This window comes from Paenibacillus eucommiae (assembly GCF_017874215.1).
In the GTDB taxonomy this organism is placed as follows: domain Bacteria; phylum Bacillota; class Bacilli; order Paenibacillales; family NBRC-103111; genus Paenibacillus_AI; species Paenibacillus_AI eucommiae.
This window is the reverse complement of the sequence record NZ_JAGGLB010000001.1, coordinates 367,754-387,357: the sequence shown is the minus strand read 5'-3', so window position 1 is coordinate 387,357 and position 19,604 is coordinate 367,754. Positions and strand designations below refer to the sequence as shown.

14 protein-coding genes are annotated in these 19,604 nt (G+C 45.2%); 12 read left to right on the top strand and 2 right to left on the bottom strand.

The window, feature by feature from the left end:
* The first annotated feature begins 151 nt into the window (after positions 1-151).
* The 3 genes from J2Z66_RS01250 to J2Z66_RS01240 are packed head-to-tail and all read left to right on the top strand — an operon-like array spanning position 152 to position 3,233.
* The gene (locus tag J2Z66_RS01250; RefSeq protein WP_209968887.1) at positions 152-1,456 is read left to right on the top strand and encodes an ABC transporter substrate-binding protein; all 1,305 of its coding nucleotides are present in this window, start codon (positions 152-154) and stop codon (positions 1,454-1,456) included.
* Between the two features lie 50 nt (positions 1,457-1,506).
* Positions 1,507-2,397: a carbohydrate ABC transporter permease gene (locus J2Z66_RS01245; RefSeq protein WP_209968884.1), complete on the top strand. Its 891-nt coding sequence runs from the start codon at positions 1,507-1,509 to the stop codon at positions 2,395-2,397.
* Positions 2,394-3,233: a carbohydrate ABC transporter permease gene (locus J2Z66_RS01240; RefSeq protein WP_209968881.1), complete on the top strand. Its 840-nt coding sequence runs from the start codon at positions 2,394-2,396 to the stop codon at positions 3,231-3,233. Before J2Z66_RS01245 ends, J2Z66_RS01240 begins: the two co-directional genes overlap by 4 nt.
* Positions 3,234-3,240: 7 nt before the next feature.
* On the opposite strand, the gene J2Z66_RS01235 is transcribed toward J2Z66_RS01240, so the two are convergent.
* Complete coding sequence (locus J2Z66_RS01235; RefSeq protein WP_209968877.1) at positions 3,241-4,767, bottom strand: glycosyltransferase family 39 protein; 1,527 nt, start codon at positions 4,765-4,767, stop codon at positions 3,241-3,243.
* Between the two features lie 204 nt (positions 4,768-4,971).
* Between J2Z66_RS01235 and J2Z66_RS01230 the strand changes: the two genes are divergently transcribed.
* From J2Z66_RS01230 to J2Z66_RS01220, 3 genes are all read left to right on the top strand, one after another.
* Positions 4,972-5,757 carry a class I SAM-dependent methyltransferase gene (locus J2Z66_RS01230; RefSeq protein ID WP_209968875.1) on the top strand — a complete coding sequence of 262 codons (786 nt, stop codon included), beginning with the start codon at positions 4,972-4,974 and terminating at the stop codon, positions 5,755-5,757.
* 167 nt (positions 5,758-5,924) lie between these two features.
* Positions 5,925-8,006 (top strand): hypothetical protein, encoded by a 2,082-nt coding sequence (locus tag J2Z66_RS01225; RefSeq protein ID WP_209968872.1) that lies wholly within the window; start codon positions 5,925-5,927, stop codon positions 8,004-8,006.
* 350 nt (positions 8,007-8,356) lie between these two features.
* Positions 8,357-8,725, top strand: coding sequence for an NUDIX hydrolase (locus tag J2Z66_RS01220; RefSeq protein WP_209968869.1), 369 nt, complete (start codon positions 8,357-8,359; stop codon positions 8,723-8,725).
* Positions 8,726-9,017: 292 nt separating this feature from the next.
* Here J2Z66_RS01220 and J2Z66_RS01215 read toward each other — a convergent pair whose 3' ends face one another.
* Complete coding sequence (locus J2Z66_RS01215) at positions 9,018-9,233, bottom strand: hypothetical protein (RefSeq protein ID WP_209968866.1); 216 nt, start codon at positions 9,231-9,233, stop codon at positions 9,018-9,020.
* A 335-nt stretch (positions 9,234-9,568) separates the two neighbouring features.
* Here J2Z66_RS01215 and J2Z66_RS01210 point away from each other — a divergent pair, with 335 nt between their 5' ends.
* The 6 genes from J2Z66_RS01210 (at position 9,569) to J2Z66_RS01185 (ending at position 19,590) form a co-directional block, all read left to right on the top strand.
* On the top strand, positions 9,569-11,251 hold the full coding sequence (locus J2Z66_RS01210) for an extracellular solute-binding protein (protein ID WP_245375187.1): 1,683 nt from the start codon (positions 9,569-9,571) through the stop codon (positions 11,249-11,251).
* Positions 11,252-11,400: 149 nt separating this feature from the next.
* Complete coding sequence (locus J2Z66_RS01205; protein WP_209969518.1) at positions 11,401-12,258, top strand: ABC transporter permease; 858 nt, start codon at positions 11,401-11,403, stop codon at positions 12,256-12,258.
* 19 nt (positions 12,259-12,277) lie between these two features.
* Positions 12,278-13,162: a carbohydrate ABC transporter permease gene (locus tag J2Z66_RS01200; RefSeq protein WP_209968863.1), complete on the top strand. Its 885-nt coding sequence runs from the start codon at positions 12,278-12,280 to the stop codon at positions 13,160-13,162.
* A gap of 106 nt (positions 13,163-13,268) precedes the next feature.
* A complete protein-coding gene (locus tag J2Z66_RS01195; RefSeq protein ID WP_209968860.1) occupies positions 13,269-15,020 on the top strand; it encodes a sensor histidine kinase in 1,752 nt (583 codons plus the stop codon).
* A complete protein-coding gene (locus tag J2Z66_RS01190; protein WP_209968858.1) occupies positions 15,021-16,667 on the top strand; it encodes a response regulator transcription factor in 1,647 nt (548 codons plus the stop codon).
* Positions 16,668-16,872: 205 nt separating this feature from the next.
* The gene (locus J2Z66_RS01185) at positions 16,873-19,590 is read left to right on the top strand and encodes a cohesin domain-containing protein (protein ID WP_245375217.1); all 2,718 of its coding nucleotides are present in this window, start codon (positions 16,873-16,875) and stop codon (positions 19,588-19,590) included.
* Positions 19,591-19,604 lie beyond the last annotated feature (14 nt).

The window sequence follows — 19,604 nt, the reverse complement described above, 5'->3', positions numbered from 1 at the left end:
AACTCCTTCCCCGGGAGGAAAGTGCCTAAGGGCGCTCAAAGGGTTTGATTCCTCCAGTAAATGTACTGTAATTGCTATGGAAACGCTTTTAAAGGCAGCGGTATAATGAAAATGTACTTCAAATATTAAAGACAATAGAGGGGGAAGTCAATTGAAAAAGTTCATGGTTACTTTGATTGCTATCATGCTGGTAATCAGTTTGGCTGCATGCGGCAGCGAAGGAAGCAAGACCAAGAATGGGCAGGGGACAGCTGGAGCGGGCAATGAAAATGGCGGTGAAAAGCAGGAGGTTGTGTTCCAGCTGTGGATCACTCCGAACCTGACTAAGGAATATTATGACGGCATTATCAAAAAGTTCGAAGCGGTCAACCCCGACATCAAGGTCACCACAATTCAGCCTCCGGCTAACGAGGGAACACCCGACAACTATTTGAAAACACTGCTTGCCGCAGGAGATTTCCCTGATATAATTCAGAATGCGACGACAAAGCTGTTTGTAGACGCCGATGCATTGCTGGAAATTCCAGTCGATAGCGAGATCGAGAAAATCAACAATTACCAAAACGACTTCATAGATGGCAAACTTTACAACATTTCGCCGATCAGAGAGCCGCATTCCTTTATTTTTTATAACAAAAAATTGTTCGCTGATGCCGGTATTACGGCACTGCCGACAACCTGGGCTGAGCTTGAGGCCGTAAGCGCGAAGCTGAAGGAGAAAGGCATCACACCTCTTCTAGGCTCCGGGGATTGGGTATCCGGGTTCCAAATGTCTCTCTTGACCTCACCGACAGTTTATAAGGATCAACCGAATTGGTATGCCGACCGTTATGACGATAAAGTGAAATTTAGCGATCCGGGCTGGATGGAAGCTGCGCAATATTATGCGGGTCTTGTGAATAAAGGTTACTTCAACAAGGGTGTACTCAGCATTGACTATGCGGCCGTAGAGCAAGAATTCCTCAAGGGCAACGGGGCGATGTACCCGATGGGCGTCTGGTTCTCCGCAGCAGAAGCGAAGGCGGTTAAGGATTTTGAAGTAGGCGTATTTCCGGCACCGACAAAGGATGGCTCCAAGTCGCTCGTGGGCGGCGAAAATGTAGGCGGATACTCCGTTTCGAAAAACAGCAAAAATCCCGAAGCAGCATTAAAGTTCGCCAAGTACATAGCACTTGACCCGGAAGCGCTCAAAGGCTTTCTGCAGGCGGATGGCTCATTTTCAAGTCTGAAGGATCCCGTTCAGTGGGATATGTCTCCGCTTCAATTGGAAATTGCCGAAATGCTGAAGGACTTCCCTTTAATGTCAGGCCACTGGAGCCTCAAGGCCGGTAAAATTCCTGTATCCGGACTTCAGAATCAGTATGACAAAGTAGCCCAGAACATTTTGCTCGGCAATGCGGATGTCGCCAAAGAAATGCAGTCCCTGGATGAATATTGGGATAAGAACGAAAAATAAAGCAGCAGCTATAGGGCATCAAGGACAACTGCAAGAGGGTGGTGACAGAGTTGAAGAAAATAAGGAATCAGTCCTATGCCTATAATTGGTCCTATATATGGATGTTTGCACCAGGCTATATCATTTATTTCTTATTTTTGCTCATTCCGATTTTATTGCTGTTTTATTATTCTTTCTTCAATTGGAATGGGATTGACCGTGTGTATCAGTATGTGGGTCTGGAAAATTATATCGAAGCGCTGCATGATAAGGATTTTGGCCGTGCGTTAAAAGTGACCCTGTTTATTTCGATAACCGCGACTTTTTGTGTCAATGTACTCGGTATTTTGTTTGCTGTATTACTGAATAAAAAAGGAAGAATGACCAACTTCTACCGTTCGGTATTTTTCTTCCCGCTGCTGATCAGCCCTGTCGCTGTAGGTTTTATTTGGAAAAGTATTTTGAGCTATAACGGTTTGTTGAATAATTTGCTGGAGCATCTGAGTCTCGAACGCATTGAATTTCTGGGTGATCCACAGCTTGGCGTTATTACGATTACGTGCTTGGCAATTTGGCAAAACACAGGGTTCGTTATTGTGATTTACCTGGCTGGTCTTCAGACCGTGCCGGGGGAATTGTACGATGCCGCCAATATCGACGGAGCTTCAAGGTGGCAGCAGTTTACGAACGTAACTTTCCCGATGCTGGCTCCCGCGTTAACTATGAGCGTCGTGTTTATGTTCACTGGCATGATGCGGGAATACGATTTGGTTGCCGTGTTAACTTATGGCGGGCCGGCACGCGCTACTGAAACGATAGCCTATCAAGTCGTACGCGTCGGATTCAGTGCCAACCGGTTGAGCTACTCATCCAGCTTGGCCGTATACATGTTAGTCCTGGTAGGTATTCTGGCTATTTCATTGACTGTCTTTCTACGAAGAAGGGAGGAGCGCATATTATGAATGCGGCAACCAACAGGCTGGAAGCCATTCGGCACGTTTTTTTGCTGGCGCTCTCGCTCGTTCTTCTGATTCCGTTCTATATTGCACTGGTCAATGCTTTTAAAACGAGGGCCGATATTCTCAGTAATCCCTTATCGCTGCCGCTCGGCCGTTTCACACTCGATAATTTCAGCCGGTCGGCGATAACGTCTTCCTTTAATATTTTCAAAGCTTATCAAACTTCGATTTTCATCACAGTGGTTTCCGTTATTTTGCTCATTTTTATTTGTTCGATGATGTCGTTTGTTTTTGCCCGGAATAAAAACAAGTTTTTATCCGTTTCGTATTTGATTCTGCTGTCAGGTCTTATGATCCCGCCGCAGGTTATTTTGATCCCGCTCGTGCAGGTGCTGGCGAAGTTTGGGCTCATGTTTACTCCGCAGGGGCTTATTCTCTACAATATCGGGTTCTATGTCCCGTTCACTGTATTTATTTACGTCGGACATATCCGCACGATATCCAAGGAGCTGGACGAGTCGGCACGGATGGATGGGGCTAGTCATTTCACGATATTTTGGCGGATTATTTTTCCGCTTCTGCGTCCTGCCACTGCTTCTTGTGTCATCTTTCTTAGCTTGTGGATTTGGAATGATTTTATCAATCCTCTTATTATTTTGGGCTCGACCAAGGGTTATACAGTAACTACGGGGATTTTTCGCGCTGTTGGCCAGTACAGTACCAATTGGGAGGACATTTTTGCTCTGGTGGTGCTGGCTTCATTCCCTATATTTTTGTTATATCTGCTTATGCAAAAGCAATTTATTTCAGGACTAACCGAGGGATCGGTTAAAGGATAATAAATGGTTAACCACCTTGCGATTGCTTTTTCGCTTGGTGGTTTTCTTGACTGCTCTTCTTCCACCAATTAACCATTAAATACCGGCCACCCGCACCCGCCAAAACAATAAAATGAGGCATGATATCCAGTCTGTAGCGAATTTGAATCTCAATGAACAGGTGCAATGACGCATAACAAAAGAGAAGAAGCAAAGGCAGAATAAGCGTTGAAGGCAGCCCTTCATATTCTTTCTTTTCCTTGGACCGCTGATTTCTCAGCAGCTGCAGCAACGTTAGTGTTCCGCATACAGCGATTACAATATATTGGCACCGCTCAATAATCGTCAACACTCGTTCCCATCCAGGCAAATTTAGCCCCTCCAAGCTCCAACTGGCCGCTGCGTCCTCACCTCCCCACATAATTGCAAATTTGCGTATGAACAGCCAAGTTAGCTTTACCGGATTTTCTATACGCTCCTTGATTAAAGCCAGCTCAGCCTGATTGCGCTCTTCACCAATGGAGTATTGCACGACATAACGGGCATCCGCATCAGACCAGAATCCATGCGACTCCGCATTCAGTCCAACCATGAACTTCCAATAAGGCTCACGGCTTCCCAAGGGCAGGTCAGAGATGCCAGACCCGATCAAAGCCAGATTAACAGCCTGCAGGAATAGGAAATAGACTGCAATTAAGCTGATTAGCTTGCGGGTCAGAATCCAGAAGCGAGACCAGGCAAGCCCCGATGCCCTCCATTCAGAGATGACGAGGAAAGCGATGAAGCACATAAGATAGACAGACCCTACCGGGCGGATAATGTGTCCTAAGCCAAAGCATAATGCTACTGCCATCACAGCGTAACTGCGGCGATTTGTCCGATATTTAATACCCAGGTAACAGCCCAGCACAAAAAATAAAATGGATAAATGCTGATTCGATAAAATAGAACACAGCAATATGTTGGGCACATATAAAGCATAGAAGATTCCTGCAATCCTGCCACCGAATTCACCGAACAGTATAGCAGCCATGCGGTATACAAGATAAACTGTAATCGTCTGGTAGACGCAATTCAGACATTCAAGAACAAGCACGTGATTGCCGAACAGGGTTAAAATCAGCGATTCATAAAGAGCAAAGCCAAGCTGGTAACCCCATCTCACATAATATTCACTGTTCGCGAATGAGTAATCTCCAGAGGCTCCCTGTACGGCCGATTGATACATTACGCTGAAATCCGAAGTGATCGGTGTATCAATTCCGACAGCCCATATGATTCGTAAGCCCAGGCTGGTTACAAGGAGCAGCAGAACGAACCACTTTCTCGTTAAGTATTTTTGAATTACATAAATGATTACTGCGAATGAAGCTGTTGTTGCAATTAAGGAAACAGCCATTAGCAGAATAGAGCCTGTTATCCATCCTGTGCGTATGGCGGCCATTATAGCAATGGAGCTGTAAAACAAGATTCCAAGCCAAATTACAAAATAAATGAGTCTTTTTGGCTTTTCGTGAAACTCCATAATTTCTGTCCGCAGCTGATTATTATCCATAACGACCTCATTATCTTTAACATATTAATTTTTGTTCTAGATAAATATTTGTTTTATCTTACCACATTTTTTTAATAAAGCATCTCAATAAAAAAATACATACGTATATGTTTGGAATTTTATGGATGTGTGCTATAATTACCCTTGATGTAAATGAAACTTAGTTTCACTTGATGGAACTTTTTTTGTAGGGGAGCGACCTATATGCCAATAAACTTTCACGATGAACAAAACAGACTGACCTATACAACAAGGACTGCCGATGAATCCTGGCTCACGCGCATTAAAGAAGTTATCGATGTCTCCAATAAAGAGGTTGTTGATATCGGCTGCGGTGGGGGGATTTACACAAAAGCCTTGGTTAGCTTGGGGGCATCGCATGTCACAGGTGTGGATTTTTCAGAGGAAATGTTAAAAGGTGCTTCCTTGAACTGTGAGGGGATAGAGAATGTTGCATTTTTTCAAGGAGATGCTTACGATTCAAAGCTGCCTGCGAACCAATTTGATTTGGTTTTGGAAAGGGCTTTAATCCATCATTTGGATGATTTGAATCGTTGTTTTAAAGAAGCGAACCGTATTTTGAAAAACGATGGTGCCTGTTTGGTACAAGATCGGACCCCCGAAGATTGCATACTGCCAGGTGATGAGAATCACATTCGGGGTTATTTTTTTGAAAAGTATCCTGCTTTGATTCCAAAGGAAGTATCCCGGAGACACGATTCCCTTAAAGTTCGCAGTGCACTTGAGTCTAATGGATTTAGAATAGCGAAAGAGGTACAGTTCTGGGAGACGCGACGTGTTTACGACGATTTTGAAACATTAAGTAAAGACTTGCTTCAACGGACAGGACGTTCCATTCTTCATGAATTATCGGACAATGAGCTTGATGAGCTGGTATTATTTATTGGAAAAAAACTTGAACATATTGCATTCCCAATTGTAGAGAAAGATTCGTGGACACTGTGGTTGGCTATAAAAAATAGGTTATAAAGAGTAGTAAAAAAATAATAAAAGTATAGTAGAAACAAAAAGATGTTTTTACAGTCGTTGTCAAGGATTGTGCATGAATGTAAACACATGTGTATAGTAATAGTCCAAAGTTACCTCTATAATGTTCGTATGAATCCGAATCAGCGAATTAAAAAGGAGAGTCACTTATGTCAGGATACGCCTATATGCTGCGTTATGCTTTGCAGCCGGGTCATGGAGAAGAGGAACGAATTCAAGCTTTGATCGATTTTTGCCGTAAGGCGAGGATTGATGATGTTATGTTTTTTATTAATCCGTTAAATTTGAACCACGGTACTATAGAAGAAACAAAGCCTTGGATGGATGCAATTGCGCGGGCTCAGGTTTTATTGGAGCCAATGGGTGTGCGGACTTCGATCAACCCGCTGAACTCGCTGCTACACGATGATGTTGATAATACGCCGCAAGAGGGTCATAACTTTCACAAAATGGTAGATCCGTATGGTAACAGCTCATCTGTAGTAGTGTGCCCGCTTTGTCCGGAGTGGCGCAGTTATATAACTGAAATGTATGCCTATTATGCGACTTTACATCCTTACTCTTTGTGGGTGGAAGATGATTTTCGCTTTCATAATCATGCTCCGTTGAGCTGGGGCGGCTGCTTCTGTGAGGAGCATTTGCGGGAATTTGCCAAGCAGGCTGGGACCGAAACGATGGAACGGGAGGCTTTTGTCCAGGGGCTGCTGGCTCCGGGAGATCCGCATGCCTATCGGCGCATCTGGCTAGATACTTGCAGGCAAACCATCATAGATTTAGCCGCGGAAATAGGCGAAGCCGTACATCGGGTATCCCCAGAGACACGGATTGGCCTCATGACAAGCGATCCGAGCACACATGCTGCGGAAGCACGGGATTGGAAGGGGCTTTTCGAAGCCTTCGATGGCAGTCAGTCTGCGATCATTCGTCCTCATTTGCCTGCGTATGGTGAAACTAGCGGCATTCAGTATGCGTGGAATTTTAACGCGGTGTCGCGTTTGACGGCTGCTTTCATTCCTGCTCATACGGAGATGTATCCCGAGCTGGAGAATGTTCCGTATACGTCTTATTCCAAGTCGCAGACTTTTCAGAAATACCAGGTGGAAACCTCTCTGCTTCTGGGCAGCCGGGGTGTGACGCTGAATATTATAGATATGGTCGGAAATGGCATGTATCCACAAGAGCAGCATGATCGATGGTTGAACGAGGAAAAAGATTTCCTGGAAGCTGTAGCTTCTATGGATCTACATGTGCAAGACCAGGCCGGGGTACAGGTGCTCGTAAATGAAACCTCAGCCTATACGCTGCAGACGAGCAAGAAATCATCGGCATCGATGGAAGGGTTGTATCCGAAGGAGACGTTCTGGTCCAGTCTGCTATCTGCTTATGGCATAGCGAACTCTTATGCGGTAGAGTGGCCTCAAAGACAAGGTGTAGTGGCGCTATCGGGACAAGTCCTGCGCAATTATGATGAAGCCAAGATCCGCGAACTATTTGCGAGTCATTGCGTATTGCTGGAAGGTGATGCGGTCTACACGCTTTATGAAATGGGACTCGGCTCTTTATGTGGAATTACACAGGCATCATGGCGTCAGGGCCTATCCTATGAGAAAATCTCTAACGGACGTGAATACACCGGCATGCAGGAAGCGCGCATGAGGCCTTACCTGGGCCTGGGAACTTGTCTGGATATTCAATATGAGCAAGAAGCAGCGACAGTTATCTCTCAGATTTACAACGCTCGGGGTGATCGTGTATGTACGGGAATGACGGTAGTGGGAGAGCGGATATTTATTTTGCCTTACCCTGGGGATGGAGCGATGCAGAATCCGATTCGGCGCGCCGTTATCCAGGAAGTCTTGCAGAGTTTCAGCGAGCAGCCAACGCTTATGATTACAAGCTACTCCTCGCATGTGGCGGTGTATGATTTTCAATCGAGTGACAGGCATACGATTGCTGTCGTCAATAACTCGCTGGATGAAGTCGAGGCGATCGAGCTGTCAGGTGAGGGACTACGTGGTGAATGGCTGGCGTACAGCCGATTGGAGCCACAGGGGAAAGAAGTCGTGTTCAGCAGCAATATCGTCAACAGTGTAGAAAGTGTAGAAAGTGTAGACAGCGTAGACAGGGTCAAAATCGTCAAAAGTGTCAGCAGCGTTGACAAGCGTTTTCTCGTTGAAGGCAGCATTCCTGCGCTCAGCATGAGAGTGTTTCACAGACGATTAGACCAGTAGTAGTTCTGGGGGAAGTTGTCTTGGGGGAAAGGATAAGCTGTGTGGACGAATTGTATTCGATTCGTTCGTGCAGCTTTATTTTTCATTTCGAAAAATCCGCAAGTACACGAAAAGGTGGAACCTTGTTGAAAAGCCCGAGAGCAAAATGCTTACGGACATCACTGACGTTATTTATGGCAACCAACTATCCATGACCTGCTTCGGCCAACTCCATCTTTAGACTCGCGTGCTATTGTTGCTATTTCAGAAATTTGTTATAGTGGAATAGGATCGTTTGTTCGCTTTCGTGGGATGGTTGATGCTGCAAGGATGAGGACGTAGTACTACTCTAAAAACGGGGGGCTCAACTATTGATAGCTCAAGGAATCATCATTCAAAGTAATCGTGTGTTAATGGTGAAGCAGTTTGTTCAGCGAGGAGATATCGTTTGGAATTTTCCGGGTGGAGGTATCGAAGAAAATGAAACTCCTGAACAAGCCTGTATCAGGGAAGTAAAGGAAGAAACCGGGTATGACATTAGGATAACCGGGCTGCTGCATGAAAAGAACGAAAAATACACATATTCAGCCGAAATCATAGCTGGAGAACTCTTTCTTGATACTGAGGATGAATCTAATCAAGATATCATAGAAATTGCATGGATTGGTCTTGATGACTATGACAAATTTGATTCTTTTATAGCCCCTATGCTTAAGCTATATTTGGAAGATAATATTTAGAAGATGTGGGCTTTTGGGTTGATTTCGCGCCTGCACCCGGGGCCTAACAAGAAATAATGATGAAAAACATCGCTATTGCGTGTATTCTGCCAGAATTGTCGCACTTAACGATGAAAAACATCGTTAAAGTGCCCGAAGCAGGCAGCAATGACGGCTTTACTTAGCTTTAACGATATAAAACATCACTAAAGAGTAGGATTCTCCGGAAATCCATCTTTTAGTGATGAAAAACATCGTTAAAGTCGCAGAAGCTTTAGCATCTCCGGCCCGTTTATGCTAATTTCCCATACATTTATCGTTTCTTCATCTCGAAAAACTCGCAAGTATCTCTTTGATGATAGGCGAACTGGCTGACTGTGGTCTGAATCACAACAACCTCTTCCGTATAACGGACGATGGTTCCGCCTGAATCGACGATATGACCATCGAGGAAAACCCGCACTTTGGCTTGGCTATCAAGTACTTCCTGCAAATCCTCGTCGGTTTCTAAGCGGCGGTTTTGTGCCATGCTGAACATCTCCTTTCCGTTACGTCTGGCTCTGGCATCAGATGTCACCTCTTACACTATCAAAGATAGAGCGCTTTTTCCACTTTTTTATCCTCTTGTTTTTCTAATGTATCTCCAGATTCTCTCTCCTAATGACTACTCAGTTCTTGTCCCTCACTTAAATCCCTTACAAATCGATCTTCATCTATGTCGCGCTTTCCCAAACAAACCTCATCAATGAATGTATACGAATGTCAACATAAGTATATGGAAGAGAGGATCAGGTGTCTCTATAATAAACACATGGGTCGTCGCTCGCCTAGGAACGAATCCAATATAAATCAGGGGGATTGTGAATGAATAAAATGAAAAGAATACCGTTGTTATGCTTGATGATGGCTGTTATGGTTCTGGTATCCGCATGTGGAGGCAGTCCAGCCAGTACTAGTGAAGGAACCAAGAAGCCTGCAGCGACAGATGCCTCAACAGCGACTCCCGAAGCGGGAAAGCAGACGGTAGAGCTGACGACGATTAGGTCGAGTCACAAGGAGATCAAGTTTGACGCAGGGGAAACGATGGATAAAAATGCCGTATACGATGCTTATGAAAAAGAGCTGGGCGTTGCAGTCAAAAATCTCTGGGTGGCCGATGGCGCACAATATGAGCAAAAGCTGAAAATGAGCATTGCCTCCAACGATATTCCCGATTTTATGGTCGTTTCAAGCACACAGCTGCAGCAGCTGATCGAAGCGGATATGATCATGGATATCTCAAGCGTCTATGACAAGACGGCTACGGATGCAACCAAGGCGTTTCTGACGAAAGACGGAGGCAATCAGATGAATTCTGCCAAATTTGGCGGAAAGCTGATGGCGATCCCTGCAACAGACAGTCCTTTTAACGGTTCTACTTATTTATGGGTTCGTAAGGATTGGTTGAAGCAGTTAAACCTTCCTGAGCCAAAAACGATGCAGGATGTCATCAAAATTTCCGAGGCCTTTACGGAACAGGACCCTGGCGGTACTGGAAAATCTTTTGGACTTACGCTGACAAAGGAGCTGTGGAGTCCTGCTTATGGCCTCACAGGTTTCTTCAATGGTTACAAAGCATACCCGGGACAATGGATTAAAAATAGCGATGGCAAGCTTGTATACGGCAGTATACAGCCTGAAATGAAGACAGCTTTAAAGCAGCTTCAGGATATGTTTAACGCTGGGCAAATCGATCCGGAATTTGGCGTTAAGGACGCTGCCAAGGAGAATGAACTGATCGCTGGCAATAAACTCGGAATGGCCTATGGCGCATTTTGGCTAAGCTCCTATCCACTTGCCGAAGCGGCGGTTAAAGACGGCAAATTGGTGCAGGACTGGGAAGCTTACCCGATTGTTTCAATCGATGCCCAGCCAGCCAAGACGCAAGTCGCATCGGCAGCCGGCAGCTACTGGGTTATATCCAAGGATTGCAAAAATCCTGAGGCCGTCATTCAAATTCTGAATAAATGGATTCAAATTATGGAGGCTCCATCAGATGCAGATAAGGTGTACAGCTTTGGAAATAGTCTCGAAGATAAAGGTCAAAATTATTGGATGCTAAACCCTGTACTCGTATACTCGCAGGATCAGAATGTGCAGGCAGGCGAGCTGCTGCCGAAAGCTATTGAGGCGAAGGATCCGAGTTTGCTGGGAGACAATGCAGACCGGCTTGGGCGTTATGATCATGTGCAAAAATATGTAAGCGGAGATGCCAGCATGTGGTTTGATTGGGCGATTTCCAAGCCAGGCGGTACATTTGCGATCATGAATCAGTATTTAAAAGAGGATCGTTATCATTTTGATGCTTTTTATGGTGCTCAAACGCCTACGATGACAGAGAAAAATGCTGTTTTACAAACTAAAATGGACGAAATTTTCATGAAGATTATTATGAATCAAGTTTCCGTCGACGAGTTCGATAAGTTTGTTCAAGAGTGGCAAAATCTCGGCGGGGAAACGATTACGAAAGAAGTTAACGATTGGTATGCAGCCGTGTCGAAAAACTGACGATCCAACCGTACAATAAAGTCATTTTTTTCAAGGGGAAATTGCTACTTACGGGTTTCCCTTTTTCCCTGTACTCATTTTTCTTGTTATTAAAGGAGGCTGCGCTGTTGTTATTGAAAAGGTTTGCCAAGGAATGGCCGCTGCATGTGATGCTTATACCGAGTTTAATCATCGTGATCATTTTCAGTTATGTGCCAATGGCGGGGATATGGATTGCCTTTGAGAAATTTATCCCGACGAAGGGGATATTCGGCTCGCCGTTTGTAGGACTGAAGAACTTCAAGTACCTAATGGATTATCCCGACATTCCGCGAATCATTTATAATACGATTTATATTGCGTGCTTGAAAATTATTGGAGGGCTGGCCGTTCCGATCACCATTGCTATTCTGCTTAATGAATTAAAAAAAGAAATGTTCAAACGCACCTTCCAAACGCTCGTGTACCTGCCACATTTCCTGTCCTGGGTGCTGCTTGGAGGCATTCTGATCGATATTCTTTCGCCATCGACAGGCATTGTGAACCAGCTTCTTCAATGGATGGGAATAAAGCCGATATTTTTTCTGGGCAATAATTTCTGGTTTCCCTATGTTCTGGTCATCTCCGACATTTGGAAGGAATTTGGCTTTAGCACGATCGTCTACTTGGCAGCGCTGACCTCCATCAATCCGTCCCAATATGAAGCTGCAGAAATAGATGGAGCCAACCGCTGGAAGCAAACCTGGCATATTACACTGCCCGGAATGACGCCAATCATCGTGTTAATGATGACTTTAAGTCTCGCAAGGGTGCTGGATGCCGGTTTTGATCAAATATTTAACCTATACAGCCCGCAGGTTTATGAAAGCGGAGATATTATCGATACCTTTGTATATCGGATGGGACTGCAGCAGGTGCAGTACGGCTTTGCTACGGCTGTCGGACTTTTGAAATCGGTTGTTTCCTTAGGCTTTGTCGCTGCATCCTATTATTTGGCCTATCGGTTGGCCAATTACCGCATATTTTAACGAAAGAGGGTGGAACAAGATGGCTTACAAGATGTCGCTTGGCAGAAAAATGTTCATGGCCTTCAACTATACCTTCCTGGGTGTGCTTTCCCTGTTATGCGTGCTGCCGTTAATTCATATTCTTGCCCTGTCGTTCAGTTCTGGAGCAGCGGCGGCGGCCGGCGAGGTTACCTTATGGCCGATTAACTTTACAACAGCAGCTTATCAAAATATTATAAATAAAACCGAATATTTAACGGCTTTCTGGATTTCGATTCAGCGGGTCGTTCTCGGCACTACGATCAGTATGCTGCTCGTTATTTTGACGGCATACCCTTTGTCTAAGGAGTCCAATCTGTTTCAATTTCGGACCTTTTACGCCTGGTTTTATGTGTTCACGATTTTTTTTGGAGGTGGACTGATTCCCTGGTATATGACGATTAAGGCTGTTGGGTTAATGGATACGATTTGGGCGCTCGTTTTGCCGACTGCCGTTCCGGTTTTTAATGTTATTTTACTGCTTAACTTTTATCGCAATTTGCCGAAGGAACTGGACGAATCCGCCAAAATAGACGGCGCAGGCCACTGGACAACGATCTGGAAGATTTATGTGCCCTTATCTATGCCTGCCTTGGCAACGCTCATTTTGTTTACGATGGTGATGCATTGGAACAGCTGGTTCGATGGATTGGTGCTGATGAATCGGCCGGAGCATTATCCTTTGCAGACATTTTTGCAGACGATAGTCATTAGTAGAGACCTGAGGTATTTGACCTCGCAGGAGATTCAGCTGCTGGCGCTTATATCCGACCGCACGAGTATTGCAGCACAAATTTTTGTGGCCGCTTTTCCGATACTGGCAGTGTACCCCTTCCTGCAAAAGTTTTTCATTAAAGGCATTGTAATGGGGAGTGTAAAGGAATAAAGGCGATTTGGGCATGAATAAAGGAGAACCTCCCCAAATCTCGAAGTAGTAGTGAGCAGACTAAACATCCGATTCATAACTTCAATCCGGATCAGGGGAGAACAACATGAGCCTTGTTCAAAGCAGGAATAGATCCACCATTTTCATCAAGCTAATGATTACGTTCTTGGCTGTGCTGACGCCAATTTTTCTGTTAACACTGATTATTAATCAGAAAGGCTCAACCAGCATTCGCAATGAGGTTTCGCAATCCATGGCCAACCGCAACGGTTTTTATTTGAATTTGCTGGAAATGGAGATTGGGAGAATTATCAAATTACTACCGGAATATGTGGTTGATAAGGATCTTATGGAGCTAAGCGTCACCGGAGATAAGATCACGTCTTACGAGAAAATGGAGAAGATTTCTGCAATCCAAAGAGGCATGCATCTGATGAAGTACTCAAGCCTGTATATTCAAGAGGCCCGCGCTTACATTCCGCTCATGGAGCGAACGATCCTGAGCTCCGATTTCGAAACGACGATCAATCAGCAGCAATTCGAAGCCATCCAACAGAAGAACAATATTCAGGCAAGCCCGCTGATTTATTTAAATCATAGATTGTATGTAAGTATGCAGTATCCTGCGCTGCTTAACCGCCAGCCCGTTTTTGTCGTAGAAGTCGAATTGTCTGTCGAGAAGCTGCAGGATACGTTATCCAATGTGGTAAGCACCTTCAAGGGGAATGCCGTTCTCATGAACTTGACAGAGGATTGGAAAATATCAGGCGAACAGGATTCGGCAATCCTTTCTTCGATCCAATTATTTTTGCAGGGGCAGGAAGAACGGGGTTTGCTGGCTGGCTACAATACGCTCGTTTTTAACCATCAGAAATATCTGGTTTCCTACCAAAAATCCGCTACATTGGATTCCTACCTTGTGAGCTACGTGCCTGAAGGCCAGATTCTTGGGCAGGTCGATAAATACCGTAGTTTAATTTGGGTGCTGTCACTTTTATCTTTATGCATTATTTTGTTTTTCTCGTTTTCGATTATACGGTTGATTCATCGTCCCTTGAAGAGACTGATCAGAGCATTCAATAGAATGCAAGCCGGAGATCTGCAGCCTATCTTTCATAGTGAAAGAAAGGATGAGTTCGGTTATTTGTACCAAGGCTTCAATGATACGGTCAGTCATTTAAAAACGTTGATTTTTCAAAACTATGAGCAGAAAATCAGAAATCAGCGCTCAGAATTAAAATGGCTGCAATCACAAATTAATCCTCATTTTTTGTATAACTGCTTTTTTGTGCTATGCCGGTTAATCAAGCTTGAAGATAATGAGTTGGCTTATCGATTCTGTCTGTATGTCGGGGAGTATTTCCAGTTTATTACCCGGGATGGAGCCGATGATATTGCAATTGAACTGGAAATCAAGCATGCCAGCACCTACGTGGATATCCAGAAAATATGTTTTGGAAAACGTATAAAAATTCAATTTGATCCTCTCGATCAAGTTTTATATGGCAAGGTGGTTCCACGGCTTATTCTCCAACCGATCATTGAAAATGTGTATAAGTATGCATTTGGGCATATGGAGGGGAAGGGGGAACTGCGGTTTCATATGGCGCAAGAGGGCGATGATTTATTCATCTTCATTGAAGACAGCGGGGATAGCTTGACCGATCAAGAGATAACCAAGCTTAATGAGAAGCTGCGGTTGTCCTCTAATTATATCGAAGATACGACCGGAATTATGAATGTACACCGGCGTATTCAGTTGAAATACGGCGAAGGCTACGGAATTTATCTGGTAAGGTCGGAGCTCGGCGGGCTGCGGGTTGAAATTCGCATAGCGCTGCGGGAAGGGGAGATTTAGATGTATCGTCTGCTGATTGTTGATGATCTTCCGCTCATTGTTGAGGGGCTGCAGGAATTGTTTTTCAAAGCGGAGCATCTGGATTTGGAGGTGTACAAAGCCTACTCGGGCTTTGAAGCGCTTGAAACGCTGCAAAACTACAGAATTGACATCGTGCTGTCCGATATTAGAATGCCAGGGATGCAGGGGATCGAACTGCTTAAAGAAATACGCTGCCAGTGGCCTAATTGCAAGGTCATCTTTTTGACGAGCTATAATGATTTTACGTATGTTCAGCATGCGATTTCTCTCGGTGGCTTTGAGTATATTCTGAAAACCGAAGGTGACGACAAAATATTGCTTTCCGTGGAAAAGGCGATAGCCAGCCTGGACGAAGAGCATAATGCCCGCAACCTGATCGATAAAGCGGAGAAGCATATGAAATTAGCGCTGCCTGCGCTGCAGAAGGATTATTTATGGGCCTTATTGCAGCGTAAAAAGGTGGACGCAGAGCTGCTCCCTGATCATTTTGCCAATATTCAGCTGCCCTTGCGTGCGGATCGTCCCGTTCTGCTGTTGATTGGCCGTGTCGATGCGTGGAAGGAAATCACAAGTGCTCCTGATAAAGCGCTCCTGATCTATGCGGTTCAGAATATCGTGGAAGAGTATTTATCCGTCTCCGTTCAAATGATCGATCTCGTCTACGAGCAGTCGAAAATACTGTGGTTCATTCAACCGAATGCGCTGGAGGATATAGTGGAAACCGACCGCGCGGATGCCATGGGCTGGGATCAGACCTTCCATTTTGTCAACGGCACATTGGAAACGATCCAGGACGCCTGCAGGCAGCTGTTGAAATTAACGGTGTCCTTCGTGTTAAGCAGTACGCCCATCCAGTGGGACGAGCTACCGGAACGCTTTAACTCCTTGAAATTTCTGCTCATTAAAGGACTCGGGCAGCGCAGCGAAATTCTGATGACGGATGAAACGAACCGCAATAAAGGTCATTTTCAAAGCATTCGAACGAATTTATTAAGCAACTGCCTGGAAAGCGGTCATGCGGAAGAATTTTACAAATTATATGATGAAATCTCGGATATTTTTTTGAAGGAGTCGTTTACCTATTTTCAAAAGGTGGAGCTGTATCATTCCTTGTCGACGATTTTCTTAGCTTATCTAAATAAGCATGGACAGCAAATAAATCCAAACCCTGAGCTAGAATGGAGTCTGTTGACCGGCTTGAAGGATACGACTTCGTGGCAGGAAGTGCAGGAATTCTTTTTTCGTCTGGCTTACTTTATTTTTGAAACGAACAAGACCGAGCAGGAAGAGAGCAGCCATGAAATCGTCCGAAAGGTTCACGAATATATCGAAAGTAACATTTCTGATGACATCTCCTTAATTAAGCTTGCTGAATATGTGCATTTCAATCCTTCCTATTTATCCAGACTTTACAAACAGATCACGGGCAACGGATTATCGGATTATATTACGGAATTTAGAAATATGAAGGCGAAGGAGCTGCTGAAGGACAGCCATCTCAAGGTGCAGGAAATAGCTATGGAGCTTGGCTATAATTCGGCACTGGCCTTTATTCGTTTTTTCAAAAAACAGAATCAGATGATGACCCCGCAGGAATACAGAAGCTCCCGCCGGGCGGATATTTAGGTAAACAGATATATATCAAAGTAACCAACTGTATATATAATTCCCCGATTCCCAATCTTATAATGAGATCACAGGCTTGGAGGCTTGATACAGCCCGATAGAGCTTGATTGAGCTCGATGCAGCCCGATTGAGTTAGTCTGAGCTCAAGAAGCTTGAAGAAGCCTGATGCTTATGAAATTTTGGGAGGGGAAGGATTTGAAAAGAATGAAGCTTTATCGCAGGTTTGCTCGTTTATTTACGGCTTTGATGATTGTTGTTTGCTGCTTTAGCTCCACCGTGTTGGCCGATACGGCTCAATTCCCGATTGGCATTTATATGGGGCCTGCGCCGGAGGATGTGGCTGATGCCAAATATGCCGAGATTAAAGAAATGAATGCCAATTTCATCGTCCATACAAATCTTCTGGAATGGATGGCCGACAACGATAGAGCGTTGGATTTGGCAGGAGCCCATGGGCTTAAAATTCTCGTTAGCGATGTTGGCGTACGCTGGGAGCAGGAAGAGCTGGTTACGCAGCAGATTGCGGGCAGCACTCTCTCTGTCCGGGCGGGACATCCGGTTGGCCAGACCTTTACGACTACGGCTGACACCAATATGACGTCATTGGCTTTTTCTTTCAAAACTTCCCAGTGGCCTGCCGACGCGCAGCTAACGCTTAGCTTGTACGACAATCCGTCCAAGTCGAATTTGATTGGAACGGCGGTGCCCAAAGTACGCCAAACCAAGGACTATCCGCTGTTTGAGCTGCGTACACCAGTTCAACCGAATACGAGCTACTACATGGAAATAACTTCAAGTAGCATGGAGAACGTCGATCTTCTGGCAAGTACAACCGACGTATACAGCGGGGGAAAAGCTTATGTAAATCATGTCGAGTCCAGCGTTGACTTGTATTTTATCAGCTACTACTTTGGCTCGCGGATGGCTATTACGCCAACGGATAGACCCTCGGACAGCTATCTCGCTCAATGGACGAGCCACTACAAGTCTAATCCTGCAGTGCTGGGCTACCATCTTTATGATGAACCCGTGTTCAACTTGCTCCCTACATTGAAAGCAACAACCGATAAGATCAATGAGTATGATCCTGACCATATGGTTTTCGTGAACCTGGCAGTGGGTGGAGTAGGCGTTTATCAATCGTATGGAGGCTTCATCACTCCCGCCCATGCACTAGGCCAGACGATCCGCACCCATGATGATCAAACCTCGCTTGATTCAATAACTTTGAGCATGGATCGTACGGTGTGGAGCTCAGCAACCTTAACTTTATGGGATTCTTCAGCCAAAACAGTAAAAATAGGCGAAAGCCAGCTGTTAACACGTCCAGACTCGAATACGCCGACATTCCAATTTGATTCTACGGCTGTTCAACCGGATACGAACTATTATTTGGAATTGACCGTTGACGGGAACATGGAAGGTCAGATATGGGCCAACTACATCGTGGACCCTAATGGCACAGGAACCTTAGGCGGCACCTTGGTAGGCGGGAATTTCTGGATGGAGATTAACGACAGAGATGTAACCGGTGAGGAATTTGTCCGCGCTTGGGTGGATAAACAACCGGATGTGCTATCGTTTGATGTGTACCCATTCCTTGCTGACGGAACCCTTCTTGATAAGTACTTTGTGTACCAGGAGCTTTTTAGACGCGAATCGCTGCGTGGCCAAATAGTTTTGTGGTCCTATATCCAATCGGTTGGCATTAACGGAAGTCTCCGTGCGCCGAACGAAGATGAATTGCGCTATCATATTTATACGAATCTTGCCTATGGGGTAAAAGGGATAACTTACTTCACCTATAATACTCCAAGTGGACCAGGGAATGATGCGTTCCATGACGGACTGCTTCTTCGCGACGGCTCCAAAAACGCCTCCTATACGTGGGCGAAAAACCTGAACGCCGAAGTGCTCAAGCTGGGCCCAACGCTGCTTGGACTTACGTCCGATGCGGTGTATCATACGGGGACGCTGCCGAAAGGAACTAAGGCGCTTCCTACCAATTTCTTCTGGCAGCCGGCTGATGCGAACCAGCCTATGGTCATTAGCTCATTCACGAATGAAAGCGGTCGCAAATATGTGATGGTCGTGAACCGGGATACGGAGCAAGCGCGTACGTTATCTTTTACACTTCCTGCTAAGCCGGCAACGGTACATGAAATATCCAAAAGCACGGGAGCAGAAGTCAATACGAATTACAACAGCACAACGGGAACCTTATCTTCAAGCTTTGCAGCAGGCGAAGGCAGATTATATGCGCTGGATGCAGCATTCTCTGAACCGACAGGGAGTACAAGTACCTTATCTACTGGGGTGAGCTCCATACCTTCAGGTACCCAATTTACAGTTAAGTATGGATTAAAAGGTGTTGCTGAAAGTGTTTATGCACAGGACATTAATTTCGAATATGATCCTGCTGTTATGGAATTTGTATCTGCTAAATCAATAAGAAGCGGAGTAAGTATTGTAAAAACCGTGCAGGTTGCGGGAACAGGAGCGGGAACTGGTGCAGGTACAGACACTGGAGCTTCGAAGCTTCGATTGATTTTGGCCAGCGAGGGTGCTGGGCATGCTGTTTCAGGTGATGCGGACCTTGTAGAGCTAACCTTTAAAGCGAAAAATGTTTCACAAACAGCAGCAGGTATCATCTCGATAGCAAGCGCTCTGCTTGGCAATGCCGAAGGCAACGAGCATTCAGCGGCTCCGGCCTCCGTCAGCATTCAGGTAACAGCAGGACTTCCAGGTGATTTCAACCATGATGGAAAAGTGTCCATTGGCGATCTTGCGGTACTGGCAGCCCATTACGGCAAAAGCACAAGCAGTCCGGATTGGAAGCAAGTGAAGCATTTGGATCTTAGTGGAGATGGCAGCATCGATATCGCAGATTTGGCGGCAATCGCCCAGAAAATCGTCCAGTAGTTTGTTTAGACGAA

Bases quoted from the DNA above. Each gene is read 5' to 3' on its own strand.
- J2Z66_RS01195 (WP_209968860.1), top strand. From the start codon at position 13,269: ATGAGCCTTGTTCAAAGCAGGAATAGATCCACCATTTTCATCAAGCTA.
- J2Z66_RS01190 (WP_209968858.1), top strand. From the start codon at position 15,021: ATGTATCGTCTGCTGATTGTTGATGATCTTCCGCTCATTGTTGAGGGG.
- J2Z66_RS01230 (WP_209968875.1), top strand. From the start codon at position 4,972: ATGCCAATAAACTTTCACGATGAACAAAACAGACTGACCTATACAACA.
- J2Z66_RS01200 (WP_209968863.1), top strand. From the start codon at position 12,278: ATGGCTTACAAGATGTCGCTTGGCAGAAAAATGTTCATGGCCTTCAAC.
- J2Z66_RS01225 (WP_209968872.1), top strand. From the start codon at position 5,925: ATGTCAGGATACGCCTATATGCTGCGTTATGCTTTGCAGCCGGGTCAT.
- J2Z66_RS01240 (WP_209968881.1), top strand. From the start codon at position 2,394: ATGAATGCGGCAACCAACAGGCTGGAAGCCATTCGGCACGTTTTTTTG.
- J2Z66_RS01185 (WP_245375217.1), top strand. From the start codon at position 16,873: ATGAAGCTTTATCGCAGGTTTGCTCGTTTATTTACGGCTTTGATGATT.
- J2Z66_RS01235 (WP_209968877.1), bottom strand. From the start codon at position 4,767: ATGGATAATAATCAGCTGCGGACAGAAATTATGGAGTTTCACGAAAAG.
- J2Z66_RS01205 (WP_209969518.1), top strand. From the start codon at position 11,401: ATGCTTATACCGAGTTTAATCATCGTGATCATTTTCAGTTATGTGCCA.
- J2Z66_RS01210 (WP_245375187.1), top strand. From the start codon at position 9,569: ATGAATAAAATGAAAAGAATACCGTTGTTATGCTTGATGATGGCTGTT.
- J2Z66_RS01215 (WP_209968866.1), bottom strand. From the start codon at position 9,233: ATGGCACAAAACCGCCGCTTAGAAACCGACGAGGATTTGCAGGAAGTA.